19 protein-coding genes are annotated in these 15,354 nt (G+C 56.3%); 7 read left to right on the forward strand and 12 right to left on the reverse strand.

Features of this window, described 5'->3' with window-relative positions; genetic code table 11:
• Positions 1-185 precede the first annotated feature (185 nt).
• Positions 186-479 (reverse strand): replication endonuclease, encoded by a 294-nt coding sequence (locus M8370_RS23650; protein ID WP_369706333.1) that lies wholly within the window; start codon positions 477-479, stop codon positions 186-188.
• Positions 480-534: 55 nt separating this feature from the next.
• Here M8370_RS23650 and M8370_RS23655 point away from each other — a divergent pair, with 55 nt between their 5' ends.
• Together M8370_RS23655 and cueR are read left to right on the forward strand one after the other, a co-directional pair.
• On the forward strand, positions 535-801 hold the full coding sequence (locus M8370_RS23655; RefSeq protein WP_095454688.1) for a tyrosine-type recombinase/integrase: 267 nt from the start codon (positions 535-537) through the stop codon (positions 799-801).
• Between the two features lie 70 nt (positions 802-871).
• Positions 872-1,282 carry a Cu(I)-responsive transcriptional regulator gene (cueR, locus tag M8370_RS19285; protein ID WP_013095907.1) on the forward strand — a complete coding sequence of 137 codons (411 nt, stop codon included), beginning with the start codon at positions 872-874 and terminating at the stop codon, positions 1,280-1,282.
• Here the strand turns inward: cueR and M8370_RS19290 are convergent.
• The gene (locus M8370_RS19290) at positions 1,279-1,731 is read right to left on the reverse strand and encodes an NfeD family protein (protein WP_020685017.1); all 453 of its coding nucleotides are present in this window, start codon (positions 1,729-1,731) and stop codon (positions 1,279-1,281) included. The genes cueR and M8370_RS19290 overlap by 4 nt on opposite strands.
• Positions 1,728-2,642: an SPFH domain-containing protein gene (locus M8370_RS19295; RefSeq protein ID WP_008499312.1), complete on the reverse strand. Its 915-nt coding sequence runs from the start codon at positions 2,640-2,642 to the stop codon at positions 1,728-1,730. Before M8370_RS19295 ends, M8370_RS19290 begins: the two co-directional genes overlap by 4 nt.
• 162 nt (positions 2,643-2,804) lie before the next feature.
• Here M8370_RS19295 and fetA point away from each other — a divergent pair, with 162 nt between their 5' ends.
• Together fetA and fetB are read left to right on the forward strand one after the other, a co-directional pair.
• On the forward strand, positions 2,805-3,476 hold the full coding sequence (gene fetA, locus M8370_RS19300; RefSeq protein WP_013095909.1) for an iron efflux ABC transporter ATP-binding subunit FetA: 672 nt from the start codon (positions 2,805-2,807) through the stop codon (positions 3,474-3,476).
• Entirely contained in the window at positions 3,469-4,251 is a 783-nt protein-coding gene (gene fetB / locus M8370_RS19305) for an iron efflux ABC transporter permease subunit FetB (protein WP_020685020.1), read from the forward strand. The genes fetA and fetB overlap by 8 nt, the downstream gene beginning before the upstream one ends.
• 48 nt (positions 4,252-4,299) lie before the next feature.
• Here the strand turns inward: fetB and M8370_RS19310 are convergent, their stop codons facing one another.
• Genes M8370_RS19310 through tesA form a run of 3 tightly spaced genes read right to left on the reverse strand, consistent with a single transcriptional unit; the run spans position 4,300 to position 6,635 of the window.
• Positions 4,300-5,154 carry a co-chaperone YbbN gene (locus M8370_RS19310; protein ID WP_013095911.1) on the reverse strand — a complete coding sequence of 285 codons (855 nt, stop codon included), beginning with the start codon at positions 5,152-5,154 and terminating at the stop codon, positions 4,300-4,302.
• Between the two features lie 58 nt (positions 5,155-5,212).
• Positions 5,213-5,983 (reverse strand): SDR family oxidoreductase, encoded by a 771-nt coding sequence (locus tag M8370_RS19315; RefSeq protein WP_013095912.1) that lies wholly within the window; start codon positions 5,981-5,983, stop codon positions 5,213-5,215.
• Positions 5,984-6,011: 28 nt separating this feature from the next.
• Positions 6,012-6,635 carry a multifunctional acyl-CoA thioesterase I/protease I/lysophospholipase L1 gene (gene tesA, locus M8370_RS19320; protein WP_013095913.1) on the reverse strand — a complete coding sequence of 208 codons (624 nt, stop codon included), beginning with the start codon at positions 6,633-6,635 and terminating at the stop codon, positions 6,012-6,014.
• On the opposite strand from tesA, the gene ybbA reads away from it, so the two are divergent.
• The 3 genes from ybbA (at position 6,606) to M8370_RS19335 (ending at position 11,031) form a co-directional block, all read left to right on the forward strand.
• Complete coding sequence (gene ybbA, locus M8370_RS19325) at positions 6,606-7,292, forward strand: putative ABC transporter ATP-binding protein YbbA (protein WP_013095914.1); 687 nt, start codon at positions 6,606-6,608, stop codon at positions 7,290-7,292. The genes tesA and ybbA overlap by 30 nt on opposite strands.
• Positions 7,289-9,703, forward strand: a complete 2,415-nt coding sequence (ybbP, locus tag M8370_RS19330) for a putative ABC transporter permease subunit YbbP (protein WP_250021604.1) — start codon at positions 7,289-7,291, stop codon at positions 9,701-9,703. The genes ybbA and ybbP overlap by 4 nt, the downstream gene beginning before the upstream one ends.
• A gap of 182 nt (positions 9,704-9,885) precedes the next feature.
• Positions 9,886-11,031 carry a porin gene (locus M8370_RS19335; RefSeq protein ID WP_013095916.1) on the forward strand — a complete coding sequence of 382 codons (1,146 nt, stop codon included), beginning with the start codon at positions 9,886-9,888 and terminating at the stop codon, positions 11,029-11,031.
• A gap of 96 nt (positions 11,032-11,127) precedes the next feature.
• Here the strand turns inward: M8370_RS19335 and mnmH are convergent, their stop codons facing one another.
• From mnmH to lpxH, 6 genes are all read right to left on the reverse strand, one after another.
• Entirely contained in the window at positions 11,128-12,198 is a 1,071-nt protein-coding gene (gene mnmH, locus M8370_RS19340; RefSeq protein WP_250021605.1) for a tRNA 2-selenouridine(34) synthase MnmH, read from the reverse strand.
• Positions 12,199-12,293: 95 nt separating this feature from the next.
• Positions 12,294-13,361 carry a 5-(carboxyamino)imidazole ribonucleotide synthase gene (purK, locus tag M8370_RS19345; RefSeq protein ID WP_013095918.1) on the reverse strand — a complete coding sequence of 356 codons (1,068 nt, stop codon included), beginning with the start codon at positions 13,359-13,361 and terminating at the stop codon, positions 12,294-12,296.
• The gene (gene purE, locus M8370_RS19350) at positions 13,358-13,867 is read right to left on the reverse strand and encodes a 5-(carboxyamino)imidazole ribonucleotide mutase (RefSeq protein WP_040021485.1); all 510 of its coding nucleotides are present in this window, start codon (positions 13,865-13,867) and stop codon (positions 13,358-13,360) included. Before purE ends, purK begins: the two co-directional genes overlap by 4 nt.
• A 160-nt stretch (positions 13,868-14,027) precedes the next feature.
• Positions 14,028-14,213, reverse strand: a complete 186-nt coding sequence (locus M8370_RS19355) for a hypothetical protein (protein WP_250021606.1) — start codon at positions 14,211-14,213, stop codon at positions 14,028-14,030.
• A gap of 65 nt (positions 14,214-14,278) precedes the next feature.
• A complete protein-coding gene (locus M8370_RS19360; protein WP_013095921.1) occupies positions 14,279-14,488 on the reverse strand; it encodes a YdgH/BhsA/McbA-like domain containing protein in 210 nt (69 codons plus the stop codon).
• A gap of 140 nt (positions 14,489-14,628) precedes the next feature.
• Entirely contained in the window at positions 14,629-15,351 is a 723-nt protein-coding gene (lpxH, locus tag M8370_RS19365; protein ID WP_250021607.1) for a UDP-2,3-diacylglucosamine diphosphatase, read from the reverse strand.
• Between the last annotated feature and the right edge of the window lie 3 nt (positions 15,352-15,354).

Below are 15,354 nucleotides of genomic sequence, written 5' to 3' on the forward strand. Positions count from 1 at the left end.
CCTTTGGGGGGCTTTTAACCTATTATTGTAATAGGTAATAGGTAATAGGTAATAGGTAATAGGTAATAGGTAATAGGTAATAGGTAATAGGTAATAGGTAATAGGTAATAGGTAATAGGTAATAGGTAATAGGATCATGCATAGTGTTACTACATGTGCTCTGGGGCTGTAAACAGCAGGCCATGTCAATGCGGAGTACCGTCATGATGGGAATCAGCGACGGGAAGACCGAAAACAGGAATTTCGCGGCGTGCGAGTTCAGCGCGAATCTGTTGCCATATTTGATTGAGATATCGCTGTGATTCGTGTGGACTTACTACCGAATTGCGATTTTGCTGCTGGCTACTGGTGCTAGGTGGTGAGAGGCATACCGCTTTGAAAGGGGAGAATATTGTCGGTAACAGGGTTATGTTTACCCTGACAAATAACGGTGAAAGGCGCGTTTTTCCAATATCGGATGATAATGCTAGGATTATCAAACACAGGTAATCAGGGCGTCTTTTCTGAGTAAGTTACAAAACGTTCCGGTTGAGGATGAAAGAAGCAAAACCCAACTTGCCAGATGGACAGGCGGCCCATGCTTTGCGGCACACGTTCGCAACGCACTTCATGAAGAAGGGGGGCAACATAATTGCTTTGCAGCGGATATTGGGCCATGCGGATATTTATCAAACGATGGTTTACGCACACTTCGCACCAGATTATTTACTGGATGCTGTGAGCTATAATCCTCTCAGCGGAATCCACACTCTGGAGGCAAAGCGGGGGATTTGCGGGTTAATTAAGTCTGTAAAATACTGATTCGGCGCTGTGCCTTACGGGGCTGCGCTTGTCAGGATCCCACCATCAAGGGGAAGGTCAAGGGGGAAATGTGAATATCAGCGATGTTGCGAAAAAAACCGGATTGACCAGCAAAGCAATCCGCTTTTATGAAGAGAAGGGGCTGGTGACGCCGCCGCTGCGCAGCGAAAACGGCTACCGTAGCTACACGCAACTGCATCTGGACGAGCTGACCTTACTGCGTCAGGCGCGTCAGGTGGGTTTTAACCTTGAAGAGTGCGGTGAGCTGGTGAATCTGTTCAACGATCCAAAACGCCACAGCGCAGATGTAAAAAAACGGACGCTGGAAAAAGTGGCGGAGATTGAACGGCACATTACGGAACTGGAAGCGATGCGCAAGCAGCTGCTGGCGCTGGCGGAATCCTGTCCGGGAGATGACAGCGCCGACTGCCCGATTATCGATAATCTTGCCGGCTGCTGTCATCGTAAGGCGCAGGCTTAGCAGGCTTTCACCCGAAGCGTAATCCCTTCCACCGCGATGACCTCAACCCGCGTCCCGGCGCTGAGGTCATCGTCGGCCACCACCGGCCAGGAGCTATCGCCCACGCGCATATGTCCGCGGCCGTTCACCAGCGCGGTCTCAAGCGTAAAGCGCTGGCCGACGATCTGCTGTCCACGCTGATTGAGATGGGTATCCAGCGGTTTTTGCTCGTTAACCTGACGGTTCAGCCAGCGCCACCACAGCCAGGCGGCCACCAGCGTCAGCACGGCAAACAGCGCGCCCTGCCACGCCCAGTCCAGGGGGAGCAGCCAGACCAGCAGCCCGGTAATCACCGCGGCCACACCGCTCCAGAGCAGATAACCGTTGCCACCAAGCATCTCTGCGGCCAGCAGTAAGCCACCCAGGCTTAGCCAGAAAGCATGAGGATGTGCGACGATCAGCTCAATCATTTTTTGCGCTCGTTTCCGCTGTCTTTGATAAGTTCAGCAATCCCGGCAATGGAGCCCATCAGACTACTGGCATCCAGCGGCATCATCACCACTTTGCTGTTATTTGCCGAGCCGATCTCTTTCAGCGCATCGGTATATTTTTGCGCGACAAAGTAGTTCACGGCCTGGATGTCACCGGCGGCAATGGCCTCGGATACCATCTGGGTTGCGCGGGCTTCCGCTTCGGCAGAACGTTCACGCGCCTCTGCCTGCAAGAAGGCAGACTGGCGATCCCCTTCCGCTTTCAGAATTTGCGACTGTTTTTCACCTTCGGCTTTCAGGATCTCCGCCTGACGCACCCCTTCGGCTTCCAGAATATAGGCGCGCTTGGTTCGTTCTGCCTTCATCTGGGCGTTCATCGAAGCGATAAGCTCCGCAGGTGGGCGAACGTCCCGGATTTCAATGCGGGTGACTTTAATGCCCCACGGGTTTGTCGCTTCATCAACAATGTGCAGCAGACGGGTGTTGATGCTGTCACGCTGAGAGAGCATTTCGTCCAGCTCCATAGAGCCGAGTACCGTACGGATGTTGGTCATCGTCAGATTAACAATCGCCAGCTCCAGGTTGCTCACCTCATAGGCGGCTTTGGGCGCATCAATTACCTGAATAAAACAGACGGCATCGATGGTGACGTTGGCGTTATCCTTCGAAATAACTTCCTGCGAGGGGATATCCAACACTTGTTCCATCATGTTGATCTTGCGACCAATTCTGTCCATGAAGGGAACAATCAGGCTCAAGCCTGGCTGGAGTGTATTGGTGTAGCGGCCGAAGCGTTCAACGGTCCACTGATATCCCTGCGGGACAATTTTGACCCCGGCGCCCACAATAACCAGCGCAACGAATATAAGGACAGGAACAACGATAAGCATAAAAACCTCCTGTTTTGCATGCTGTTGATGAGTAAAAATGCATGTTTATTGTTCATCAGTATATCGGCTATCGGGCTGAAATTCGCCTCTGAAAATAGGCTGGGAAGGGACAAAGGATTATGCTACAGACGATTTTTACCAGAAGCGGTTAACGGAAGCGGAATGAACGATCAAAAAAACATATTACATCTCAGGGATGTCGGGTTTCGTGTTGGGGGGAATACGATCCTTCAGCACGTCGAATTTTGCCTTTCACCGGGCGAGTTTAAATTAATCACCGGGCCGTCAGGCTGCGGCAAAAGCACGTTGCTGAAAATTGTGGCTTCACTGCTAAGTCCTACGGAGGGAACCGTTCTGTTTGAGGGCCACGATATTGCGACCCTCTCCCCGGAACGCTATCGCCAGCAGGTCTCTTATTGTGTACAGACCCCTTCACTGTTCGGCGAAACGGTCTATGACAACCTGATCTTCCCGTGGCAGATTCGCCAGCAAACGCCAGAGCCGAATAAATTTATCGCTGACCTGGCCCGCTTTGGCCTGGCGCAGGAGACATTGACCAAATCCATTAATGAGCTCTCCGGGGGCGAAAAGCAGCGCGTTTCGCTGATTCGTAACCTGCAGTTTTTACCGAAGGTGCTGCTGCTGGACGAGATCACCAGCGCGCTGGATGAGGCCAACAAGCGCAACGTGAACGACATCATCCATCGCTATGCCAGTGAACAGAATATTGCCGTGCTGTGGGTGACGCACGACGCAAATGAAATTGCCCATGCGGATGATGTCATCACGCTGCAGCCGCAGGGTGGGAAATGGCAGGAGGCAAACCATGGGTGAGCATAATATCACCAACGCATCGCTGGCGTTTTCCATGGTGCTGGTACTGGTGGCGATTTTAGTCAGCTACCGGGAAAAGCTGGGGCTGGAGAAAGATATTCTCTGGAGCATCTGCCGCGCGGTGATTCAGCTCATCATCGTTGGCTATGTGCTGAAGTACATCTTTAACGTCAACCACGCGGTGCTGACGCTGCTGATGGTGCTGTTTATCTGCTTCAACGCAGCGTGGAATGCGCAGAAGCGCAGCAAATATATCGATAAGGCGTTTGTCTCGTCATTTATTGCCATTACGACCGGGACCGCGCTGACGCTGGCGGTGCTGGTGCTATCTGGCTCTATTGAGTTTACGCCGATGCAGGTGATCCCCATCTCCGGGATGATCGCCGGGAACGCCATGGTGGCGGTAGGGCTGTGCTACAACAACCTTGGCCAGCGCTTCAGCAGTGAGCAACAGAAGCTGCAGGAGAAGTTAAGCCTGGGGGCCACGCCAAAAGTGGCGTCGGCGCGGCTGATTCGTGAGAGTATCCGCGCGTCGCTGATCCCTACGGTGGATTCGGCGAAAACGGTGGGGCTGGTGAGTCTGCCGGGGATGATGTCAGGGCTGATCTTCGCTGGCATTGATCCGGTGAAAGCGATCAAATATCAGATCATGGTGACCTTTATGCTGCTCTCCACGGCGAGCCTGTCGACCATCATTGCCTGTTATCTGACGTATAGGAAGTTCTACAACGCGCGCCACCAGCTGGTGGTCACACAGCTAAAAAAAGCGGATTAAGCCTGTTTGTGTAGGCCCGGTAAGCGTGAGCGCCACCGGGCATTTTTTTTAGTACAGCAGCGCGTACAGCTGACGACGGTACTTCGAGGCCAGCGCATCGCCGGTACCCAGCGCGGCCAGGATCTCCTGGAACATTTTCCGCGCCTGACCGTCTGCGGCCGCCAGATCGTTTTGCAGATGGCTGAACAGCAATTCCAGCGCCTCTTCGTTTCGACCCACCTGATGCAGCTGGAGTGCCAGCTGGCTTGCCAGCGCTGCGTCGGCCGGGTTATCGGCAACCTGCTGCTGGAGTTGCTGGATTTCCGGGGTATCCGCCGCCTGTTTCAGCAGATCAATTTGCGCCACCAGGCCCTGATAGCGGGTGTCCTGATCCTGCAACGGGATCGTTTTTAGCACGGCTTCAGCATCTTCTGAGCGGTGCAGGGCAATCTGCGTTTCAGCCAGCAGCAGGCCAATCTGGCTGTTCTGCTTAGAGAGCTGCCAGGCGTCTTTCAACAGCGGCAGGGCTTCGTCGTATTTACCTTCCTGCATCAGCGCCATGGCTTCCTGCGCTTTTAGCTCCTCCTCACGCGGCAGCACTTTATCCAGCAGGGCGCGGATCGCCTCTTCAGGCTGCGGTCCCTGGAAGCCATCAACAGGCTGTCCATTCTGGAAAAGATAGACCGTGGGGATGGCGCGCAGGCCAAACTGAGAGGCCACCATGGGTTCTGCATCACAGTCCAGTTTGGCGAGAATGAACTGGCCATTGTATTGCGCGGCAAGGCTTTCGAGGACCGGCGTCAGTTGCAGACAGTGTTGGCTGCGTTCAGACCAGAAGTAGAACAGTACCGGTTTAACCATCGACTGTTCGAGGACCTGTTGCAGGTTTGCTTCAGTAATATTGACGATATTCTGTACGGACATGCGGCATTCTCTTTTATCGGTTTGTTATTTACATGGGGGTGAGCGTCGTCGCTTCAACTCAACCGTGTAAAATTTTGTCCATCATCCGGCCCGGCAGCAGACGTTTTAACCAGCCTACGGCATGGGTGACCAGCGTTACCGGATAGCGCATTTTTGGGTTATCGCTCTCAAAAGCATGGCGCACTTTCGCGACAACCGCTTCCGGCCCAAGGGTAAAACGTGCGGCGATGCCGGGGTTTTCGACCGGTTTGTCCGCCTGCGTCTGGTTGACGTTATCCGTAAAACGGGTGCGGATGGGGCCGGGTTCAATCAGGCTCACCTTAATCCCGCTGTGACGCAACTCCATGCGCAGGGCGTCCGACCATGCTTCCAGCGCATATTTGCTGGCGGCGTACGCGCCGCGGCCGGGGGTAGAAATCAGCCCCATCACCGAGGAGGTCATCACGATACGCCCTTCACCGTGAGGCAGCATCGCCGGAAGCAGGCGCATGGTGAGCTGATGCACACCGAAAAAGTTGCTGGAAAACTGTTGTTCAAGCTGTTCGCGGGAGATCGTATTCAGCGGGCCATAGAGACCGTAACCGGCATTATTGAACAGACCGTACAGACGGTTGCCGGTAAGGGCGATCACCTCATCTGCGGCGCGTTCAACGCTTTCCGGTGAGTCCAGATCCAGCAACACGCTGGTGAACCCCATCCCGTTGAGGCGTTCCACATCGTCAGGTTTACGGCAGGCCGCCAGCACCTGAAATCCCTGACGCTTTAATTCGAGCGCGCTTTCAAGACCAATTCCGCTGGAACATCCTGTAATTAAGACCGATTTTTGCATAACTTTACCTGTCAGGATCTCCGCTTAATCAGGAGTCATGGTTAACTAAAGGAGCCAGCCGCGTTGCCATCCAGTCGGCAATAAACGGCTGTGCATCGCGATTGGGGTGGATCCCGTCATCCTGCATCCAGTTGGGTTTGAGATAGACCTCTTCCATGAAAAATGGCAGCAGCGGAATATCAAACTCGTTGGCAAGCTTAGGGTAGATCGCGCTAAAGGCTTCATTATACCGACGACCGTAGTTGGCGGGCAGGCGAATTTGCATCAGCAGCGGCTGGGCGTTTGCCGCTTTAATGTCCTTCAGGATGGTGCGCAGGGTTTGTTCCGTTTGCTGAGGCTGGAAGCCACGCAATCCGTCGTTACCGCCCAGCTCCACCAGCACCCATCGCGGTTGATGCTGTTTGAGCAAAGCCGGCAGGCGCGACAAGCCCTGTTGCGAGGTATCACCGCTGATGCTGGCGTTGATAACAGACGTTTTGCTCTGCCATTTTTCGTTGAGCAGAGCCGGCCAGGCCGCACTGGCCGCCATACGATAGCCTGCGCTGAGGCTGTCGCCGAGAACCAGTAACGTGTCCGCTGCCGCCGCGCGGAAAGTCATCAGAATCAAAAACAGGAAGGGCAAATGCCAGCGGAAAACATTGTTGAAGTTCATCGTCTTAAGAAGTCCGTCGGTCAGGGGGAACACGAGCTTTCCATCCTTACCGGAGTTGAACTCGTTGTCAAACCTGCCGAAACCATTGCGCTGATTGGCGAATCCGGTTCCGGTAAGTCCACGCTGCTGGCTATTCTGGCCGGACTGGACGACGGCAGCAGCGGCGAGGTTAACCTGGTCGGACAGCCGCTGCATCAGCTTGATGAAGAGGCGCGTGCCGCGCTACGTGCCCGTCACATCGGTTTTGTGTTTCAGTCCTTCATGCTGATCCCCACCCTGAACGCGCTGGAAAATGTTGAGTTGCCCGCGCTGCTGCGCGGAGAAAGCAGCCGTGAAAGCCGCGATCATGCGAAGGCATTGCTGGAACAGCTGGGGCTGGGGAAACGCCTTGACCATCTTCCGGCGCAGCTTTCCGGTGGAGAGCAGCAACGCGTGGCGCTGGCCCGCGCATTTAATGGTCGCCCGGAGGTGCTGTTTGCCGATGAACCCACCGGGAACCTGGACCGTAAAACCGGCGATAAGATTGCCGATCTGCTGTTCTCGCTCAACCGGGAACATGGCACCACGCTGATTCTGGTCACGCACGATCCGCAGTTGGCCGCCCGCTGCGATCGCCGCCTGCGGCTGGTCAACGGTGAATTGCAGGAGGAAGCATGATTGCCCGCTGGTTCTGGCGCGAGTGGCGCTCGCCTTCGCTGCTGATCGTCTGGCTGGCGTTAAGCCTGGCGGTAGCCTGCGTGCTGGCGCTGGGCAGCGTCAGCGATCGCATGGAGAAAGGGCTTAGCCAGCAAAGCCGCGAATTTATGGCGGGCGACAGGGCGTTGCAAAGCTCGCGCGCCGTCCCGCCGGGCTGGATCGACGAAGCGCGCAAGCGGGGGCTCAAGGTCGGGGAGCAGATAAGCTTCCAGACCATGACCTTTGCCGGTGACACGCCGCAGCTGGCCAGCGTCAAAGCCGTGGATAATATCTACCCGATGTACGGTGAACTGCAGACCAGTCCGCCAGGCGTCAAACCGAAAGCCGGTACGGTGCTGCTGGCACCGCGACTGATGGCGCTGCTGAACCTGAAAACAGGTGACAGCATCGACGTGGGGGACGCGACGCTGACCATTGCCGGGGAGGTGGTTCAGGAACCCGATTCCGGCTTCAACCCGTTCCAGCTCGCCCCACGCTTGCTGATGAACACCGCAGACGTGGCGAAAACCAACGCCGTCCAGCCGGGGAGCCGTGTCACCTGGCGCTATAAGTTTGGCGGCACGCCTGCGCAGCTGGAGGCGTATGAAAAATGGCTTCTGCCGCAGTTAAAACCGGAGCACCGCTGGTACGGGCTTGAGCAGGATGAGGGCGCGCTCGGCAAGTCTCTTGAACGCTCTCAGCAGTTCCTGCTGCTCTCGGCACTGTTAACCCTGCTGCTGGCCGTCGCGGCGGTTGCCGTGGCGATGGGACACTACTGCCGCAGCCGTTACGATCTGGTGGCGATCCTCAAAACCCTTGGCGCGGGCAGGGCGCAATTGCGGAGGCTGATTGTTGGCCAGTGGCTGATGGTGCTGGCGCTGTCGGCCGTCACCGGTGGGGCGACAGGTCTGCTGTTTGAAAAGCTGCTGATGATGCTCCTGAAACCGGTACTGCCTGCCGCGCTGCCGCCAGCAAGCCTCTGGCCGTGGCTGTGGGCGATTGGCGCGATGACCGTGATTTCATTGCTGGTGGGGTTGCGCCCGTACCGGCTCCTGCTCGCCACCCAGCCGCTGCGCGTGCTGCGCCGCGATGTGGTGGCCAGCGTCTGGCCGCTTAAATACTACCTGCCGGTGATGATAGCCGTGGTGATCGGGCTCCTTGCCTGGCTGATGGGCGGGAGTACCCTGCTGTGGGCCGTGTTGGTTGGGGCGGTGGTTCTGGCGCTGCTGTGTGGCGTGCTGGGCTGGATGTTGCTCACTGTTCTGAAAAGGATGACGATTAAATCCCTTCCCGTGCGGCTGGCGGTGAACCGTCTGCTGCATCAGCCGTGGTCAACGCTGAGCCAGCTTTCGGCGTTTTCGCTCTCGTTTATGCTGCTGGCGCTTTTGCTGGTGCTGCGCGGCGATCTGCTGGATCGCTGGCAACAGCAGCTTCCGCCGGAAAGCCCGAACTATTTTCTGATCAATATTGCTCCAGAACAGGTGACACCACTGAAGGGTTTTCTCTCTGAGCATCACATTATTCCCGAGTCGTTCTATCCGATCGTGCGTGCGCGCCTGACGCAGATCAACGGTCAGTCGACGGAGGGAAATAAAGATGAGTCGCTCAACCGTGAGCTAAACCTGACCTGGCAGGAGAAGCGCCCGGATCACAATCCGATCACCGCCGGAAGCTGGCCGCCAAAGGCTGGGGAAGTGTCGATGGAAGAGGGGCTGGCAAAGCGTCTGAATGTGAAGCTGGGAGATAGCGTGACCTTTACCGGCGACACGCAGGATTTCAGCGCCAGAGTGACCAGCCTGCGCAAAGTGGACTGGGAAAGCCTGCGGCCAAACTTCTTCTTTATCTTCCCTGTCGGGGCGCTGGATGGACAGCCGCAGAGCTGGCTCACCAGCTTCCGCTGGGAGAACGGCAACGGCATGTTGACGCAGCTTAACCGGGAATTCCCGACGGTCAGCCTGCTGGATATTGGCGCGATACTGAAACAGGTCGGTCAGGTGCTGGAGCAGGTCAGCCGCGCGCTGGAGGTGATGGTGGTACTGGTGACGATTTGCGGCGTGCTGTTGCTGCTGGCACAGGTGCAGGTTGGCATGCGTCAGCGTCATCAGGAGCTGGTGGTCTACCGTACGCTGGGAGCCGGCAAGCGCCTGCTGAGGGCTACGCTGTGGAGCGAGTTCGCCCTGCTGGGGCTGGTGGCAGGCCTGGTGGCCGCCATTGGCGCAGAGGCGGCGCTGGCAGTGCTGCAGTCGAAAGTCTTCGACTTCCCGTGGGAGCCAGACTGGCGCCTGTGGCTGACGCTGCCGGTGTGCGGTGCGCTTTTGCTTTCACTTTGCGGCGGCTGGCTCGGAACGCGGCTGTTAAAAGGCAAAGCATTGTTCCGCCAGTTTGTCAGTTAGTTCACAGACGTGATGGTTGCGTGCCGGTTTAAATGCTGGTACGCAGCCCGTTAACAGCACAAATCGATAATACCCACTCATTTAGTAGCACAAAACATTAAAAACCCGCCCACACAGCCCGATTATTTCCAGTTAATATTCACACGCTAAATATTTAGCAGCGTGTCTATTAAGGAAAAATAATGACTATAAAAACAACCGCGCTGGCGACAGCTATTGGCGCAGCAGTGGCATTAACCTCCTTCGCATCTCAGGCGGAAATCACAGTTCTTAAGCAAGATCCTCAGGCGGGTAACCCGCTGAGCCGTCTGAACTTTACCGTTGGCGGCAGTATTCGTCCTCAGTTCCAGAACATGACGGGCGACGACGGTAAAAACAGCTACAAACGTAACGGCTTCGACGGCGGCACCCGTTTCCGTTTTGCGGCAGATTACTATCTGTTCGACGACATCAGCTGGATCAGCTACTACGAACTGGGTGTGAATATCCCTGCCCAGTTCAACTGGGATCATCACTATGCCGAGGGTGCCCACGACACCACGCGCCGTATGCTCTACACCGGTCTGAAGAGCGACACCTGGGGTACGCTGACCTTCGGTCAACAGAACAGCGTGTACTATGATGTGGTGGGTGTGAAAACCGATATCTGGGACTACGACATGATCGGTCAGGCACCAGGTAACGGTATCAACGGCGACTACGATGGCTCTTATCGTTCACGCAATATGCTGAAATATAAGAAAACCGTTGGCGATGCTGATATCTACGCCTCTTACCTGTTTGAAGACAGCGAATACCTGCCGGGCAACGGTCTGCGCTACAAGCGTAAAGGCGGCGGTTCCCTGGGTATCGATTACCACCTGACCACCGATCTGACCTGGGGCGCGGCATGGAACTACACCCGTGCGGATATGCGTAACCCGGACAACGGCGACAGCAAAACCTATGACCAGAACATCCTCGGTACCGCGCTCAGCTGGACACCGGATAACTGGACCTTCTCTGCTGGCGGCGGCTGGTACCAGAACTTCCTGACCACCAAAAAAGTGTCTGTTAACGACTACTTTGCCGGTGACGCATGGGGTATCGAATACTTCGCAGGGTACAAATTCCCAATCAATCAGTATGCGGTTAAATCCATCCAGCCATACTTCATGGGTGACCGTATCGAGTACGTGAACGGCCGTAACTACCAGCGCATCGACAACGGTGTGGGTATCAGCTTCCAGCTGGACTACGGTTTCCGTGTGGATTACGAACACGTGTTCACCTCCAGCACCGACAACCTGGGCGATATGAACCTGGTGCGTCTGCGTTACGACTTCTAACCCTCACCCTGACCCTCTCCCACAGGGAGAGGGTACAAACATTAAAAACGGCAACCAGGTTGCCGTTTTGCTTTTACCTCGCCACCCGGCTTTCTTTCAGCGATCAAGCCAGTCAGCGACCTCGCCATACGTCCCGCGATATACAATCTTCTCCGCTTTCTTCTCCAGCTGATAGCCGTACATCGGGTCGTAATAATCACTGAGCAGCGGCGCAAGCCAGCTAAAGTGTGCGTCAGTGCTGCCAGAGCGTTGTTGTTCCAGCAGTGCGGAATCTAACAGCGCGGTGAATTCCGCATAACGCTGCAGCCCCAGACGGCGGCGAATGGCGAACAGACCGTGGTGCAGGTACTCGCTATACTCCTTCCAGCCTGCCTCTTCGCCGTAGGCGGCAGAAAAATTGGCCCACATATGGTCGAAATACTCTTCGCGCAGGCGCTCAAGACGAATGTCAAACGGATCCTCTACCACCACGATAGGGGCTTCGGCCATCCGGTCGCGCAGGCATTCCGGCAGATGGTTAGAGCCAATCATCCTGCCCTCATCCTCCAGCACCCAACGTGCAGCATCTTTTTTCAACAGCTCGACGGCCAGATGATTTTCAAAGCTTGCCTGGGAAAGCTGTGGCGTCAGCGTGCGGCCAAACGATGAGCCGCGATGGTGGGCCAGCCCTTCCAGATCGATCCCCTGCACGTGCTGCTTCACCAGCAACGTTTTACCGTTTCCGGTACAGCCGCCGATAAGCACCATCGGTTTTTGTGACTGCTCAATAGTGACCTGAATCGCCGTCTGACGCAGGGCTTTATAGCCGCCGCGGATCAGCGGGTAATCCACGCCAGCCTCTTTCAGCCAGGCCTGCGTGATATGCGAGCGCTGTCCGCCGCGCGCGCAGCAGATAAAGCCCTCAGGACGGGCAAGACAGGCTTCGCGCCAGGCGTTGAGCCGGGCCTCCCGCGTGTCGCCGTTCACCAGACTATGGCCGAGCGCCAGCGCAGCGTCGGGCCCCTGGCGTTTGTAGCAGGTCCCCACGGCGGCGCGTTCGTCGTCGTTCATTAAAGGCAGGTTGATTGCCGCAGGCATCGCACCCTGCGTAAATTCGATCGGCGCGCGAACGTCAATCAAAGGGGTATCGGACGCGAGTATCGCGCGATAATCCGTTCCATCGTTCATGGTTATTCCAGAAATCAAAACAGCAATGGAGGGGGATTTTACGCGCGTGAGGAGAGGCCGGGGAAGGGGAAGATCAACTCCCCGGCAATTATCGCTTATTTGAGCTTTGATTGCGCCCAGACAATCCCGCTTGCGTATTCCGGCGGCAGGAGAGGGATCATCGCTTCCAGGGTAGCGCTCAGGCGGCCTGCGTCGCTGTCGTTCAGGTTCAGGTGACCCACTTTACGCCCCGGACGAACCTCTTTGTCGTACCAGTGCAGGTGCACCAGCGGCAGCTTCAGCCAGTCGTAGTTCAGATCGGTACCGATCAGGTTGATCATCACTGAAGGGCTGTTAACCACCGGCTGCGGCAGCGGCAGGTCAGTAATGGCGCGCAGGTGCAGCTCAAACTGGCTGATTGATGCGCCGTTTTGGGTCCAGTGACCGCTGTTGTGAACGCGCGGTGCCAGTTCGTTGATCAGCAGACCAGACGGCGTTACAAAACACTCCATCGCCATCACGCCCACATAACCCAGTTCATGCATAATGGCCGAGAGCATCTCTTCAGCCTGGGCCTGCTGTTCAGCATTGGCCTGCGGGAAGGCGACGCTGGTGCGTAAGATCCCGTCCTGATGCAGGTTATGGGTCAGAGGATAAAATACGGTACGCCCGTCGTGGCCGCGAGCGCCAACCAGCGACACTTCACCGCTGAAGTTGATGCCCTGCTCAACGATGCACTCTCCGTAGCACTCTTCCGGCAGTTCGGCGGTTTCGTGCGCGCGCAAACGCCACTGTCCGCGGCCGTCATAACCGCCGACGCGACGCTTTACAATCGCCAGTTCGCCCAGCATAGCGAAGACATCGTTCCACTCGCTTTTATCAGACAGCAACTGCCACGGCGCGGTCGCCAGTCCGAGCTTGTCGAACAGCTGTTTTTGCGTCAGACGGTCAGCAATGATTGGGAACACGTCGCGGTTCACAAAAGCGTTATGGCGCGCCAGTTCACGGGTCAGCGCGGTTTCCGGCCAGCGTTCAATCTCAGCGGTAATGACGCTCTGGTGGAACGGCACGGCTTCGGGTTCGGCATCCAGACCGACCGGCCAGACGGCAATGCCCAGCGGTTCACCGGCCTGGCGCAGCATGCGGCCTAACTGACCGTTGCCGAGGACGCAAACCTGCTTCATGCCGCACCCCGCGGGTCCGGGTTGTCCAGCACTTCGTCGGTCTGGGCTTTACGCCAGTCCGCCAGACGCTGAAGTAAGGCTTTATCGTGCGTCGCCAGGATCTGCGCTGCCAGCAGAGCCGCGTTTGCCGCGCCCGCTTTGCCGATGGCCAGCGTACCCACAGGAATGCCACGCGGCATCTGCACAATGGAGTAAAGGCTGTCGACACCGCTCAGTGCGGCGCTCTGCACCGGAACACCCAGTACCGGCACCAGCGTTTTGGCGGCAATCATGCCCGGCAGATGAGCTGCACCACCCGCACCGGCAATGATCACCTCGTAACCATTCTCTTGCGCGCTTTCGGCAAAGCTGAACAGTTTATCCGGCGTGCGGTGTGCGGAAACCACTTCAACGTGGTGAGGAACATTCAGGATTTCAAAGATTTCGGCGGCGAACTGCATGGTAGCCCAGTCGCTTTTGGACCCCATCACGATGGCGACACGCGCCGGATTATTGCGGGAAGACATGCGTCTTAAAACTCCTGTGGTGCGAAACACACTGCTTTCGAGGGCACAGAGAATAGCATGTAATACGGGCAAGGAAAACGGTTGCGCGGTTAAAAACCGAGCCGTTGTGGTGCGCGGGAATAACAAAACAGACCGCATTCAGGCGGTCTGTTTTGAGAGGTTACTGAAGATCCCCTGCGGTCAGGTTCTCTTTGTCGAATGCGTGGCTGACATCAATATGATTCACCATGCTGGTGTCGATATTCGAGCCGGCTTCCGGTACACAGAAGCCATTCTCTGCTGCCATCGCGCCAGTGGACAGTCCAGCGAACAGCAGCAGGGCACTTACGATGCTGATTTTTTTCATTCTCTTTCCTTCCTCATCGTCTTGTCGCTGTCGCGGATCTACTGGCGGCACGGCAAACGGCGATCTTATTTAGTCAGTTCTGCAGTCATGTGCACGCGGTTATTGAACTGTGCGCTGGTGATTTTGTAAGACGCGCCCTGTTCAGCAGCCTGAGCGGCAATTTTCGCTTCTGCACGATCCAGAGTTGAGGCTGTCGCGCTAACGCTTTGTGCGAAAGAACCGAAAGAGATCAGAGACAGAGCGGCAACTGCAACGAAAGTTTTGATAGATTTCATGGTCGTAATCCTTAAGTGTTTTGTTTGGCATAGGGCGTGTTGCCCTGATGTGATAAATGATAGGCCGACCACGGGCTGATTAAAATCGAAACAATTTGCCGATATCGTTCAAAAAAATAGAATGAGTTTTGCGGGGGAGATTAAAACGGGAAAGCGATCAGTTCCACACCTTCAGGCGTGACTTTCACCATCGATCCTTCGCTGTGCCACGCGCCCAGTACCACACGGTGAGCCGGTTCGCCGTTGGCGACCAACGTATGCACGTCGGGACGGTGGGTATGACCGTGGATCAACCACTGGACGTGGTGTTTCTCCATCACGTTGACCACTGCCTGCGGGTTGACGTCCATGATGGTCATCGACTTACTGCTGTTGGCGGCTTTACTGCCCGCGCGCATTCTGGCGGCGATACGGTTACGGATAAACAGCGGCAGGGCAAGGAACACCTTTTGGATCCACGGGGTGTGGACCTTCGCGCGAAACGCCTGATAGCCGGTATCATCCGTACAGAGCGTGTCACCGTGCATGATCAGGACTTTTCGACCATAGAGGTCAAGCACCTGTTCTTCTGGCAGCAGCGTCATGCCGCTTTCGCCGGCGTAGCGAGGGCCGACCAGAAAATCGCGGTTGCCGTGAATGAAGTGGCAGGGAACGCCGGAGGTGACCAGCGCGTGAATGGCGGCAGCCATTTCACGGTGCAGCGGGTTGGGGTCGTCGTCGCCGATCCAGGCTTCAAACAGGTCGCCAAGGATGTAAAGCGCGTCGGCGTGTCTGGCTTCACCCGCTAAAAAACGCAGAAAACCGGCGGTGATCGCCGGTTCTTCTGTTTGCAGGTGCAAATCTGCAATAAAGAGTGTCGCCACGAA

The organism is Enterobacter cloacae complex sp. OE43NF (assembly GCF_023544405.1).
Taxonomy (GTDB): domain Bacteria; phylum Pseudomonadota; class Gammaproteobacteria; order Enterobacterales; family Enterobacteriaceae; genus Enterobacter; species Enterobacter cloacae.

Coding starts and splice junctions, on each gene's coding strand:
- purE (WP_040021485.1), bottom strand. CDS start 13,867: ATGTCTTCCCGCAATAATCCGGCGCGTGTCGCCATCGTGATGGGGTCC.
- M8370_RS19315 (WP_013095912.1), bottom strand. CDS start 5,983: ATGCAAAAATCGGTCTTAATTACAGGATGTTCCAGCGGAATTGGTCTT.
- M8370_RS19295 (WP_008499312.1), bottom strand. CDS start 2,642: ATGCTTATCGTTGTTCCTGTCCTTATATTCGTTGCGCTGGTTATTGTG.
- mnmH (WP_250021605.1), bottom strand. CDS start 12,198: ATGAACGATGGAACGGATTATCGCGCGATACTCGCGTCCGATACCCCT.
- M8370_RS19360 (WP_013095921.1), bottom strand. CDS start 14,488: ATGAAATCTATCAAAACTTTCGTTGCAGTTGCCGCTCTGTCTCTGATC.
- M8370_RS23655 (WP_095454688.1), top strand. CDS start 535: ATGAAAGAAGCAAAACCCAACTTGCCAGATGGACAGGCGGCCCATGCT.
- M8370_RS19355 (WP_250021606.1), bottom strand. CDS start 14,213: ATGAAAAAAATCAGCATCGTAAGTGCCCTGCTGCTGTTCGCTGGACTG.
- tesA (WP_013095913.1), bottom strand. CDS start 6,635: ATGAACTTCAACAATGTTTTCCGCTGGCATTTGCCCTTCCTGTTTTTG.
- purK (WP_013095918.1), bottom strand. CDS start 13,361: ATGAAGCAGGTTTGCGTCCTCGGCAACGGTCAGTTAGGCCGCATGCTG.
- ybbP (WP_250021604.1), top strand. CDS start 7,289: ATGATTGCCCGCTGGTTCTGGCGCGAGTGGCGCTCGCCTTCGCTGCTG.
- M8370_RS19290 (WP_020685017.1), bottom strand. CDS start 1,731: ATGATTGAGCTGATCGTCGCACATCCTCATGCTTTCTGGCTAAGCCTG.
- fetB (WP_020685020.1), top strand. CDS start 3,469: ATGGGTGAGCATAATATCACCAACGCATCGCTGGCGTTTTCCATGGTG.
- M8370_RS19310 (WP_013095911.1), bottom strand. CDS start 5,154: ATGTCCGTACAGAATATCGTCAATATTACTGAAGCAAACCTGCAACAG.
- ybbA (WP_013095914.1), top strand. CDS start 6,606: ATGCCAGCGGAAAACATTGTTGAAGTTCATCGTCTTAAGAAGTCCGTC.
- M8370_RS19335 (WP_013095916.1), top strand. CDS start 9,886: ATGACTATAAAAACAACCGCGCTGGCGACAGCTATTGGCGCAGCAGTG.
- fetA (WP_013095909.1), top strand. CDS start 2,805: ATGAACGATCAAAAAAACATATTACATCTCAGGGATGTCGGGTTTCGT.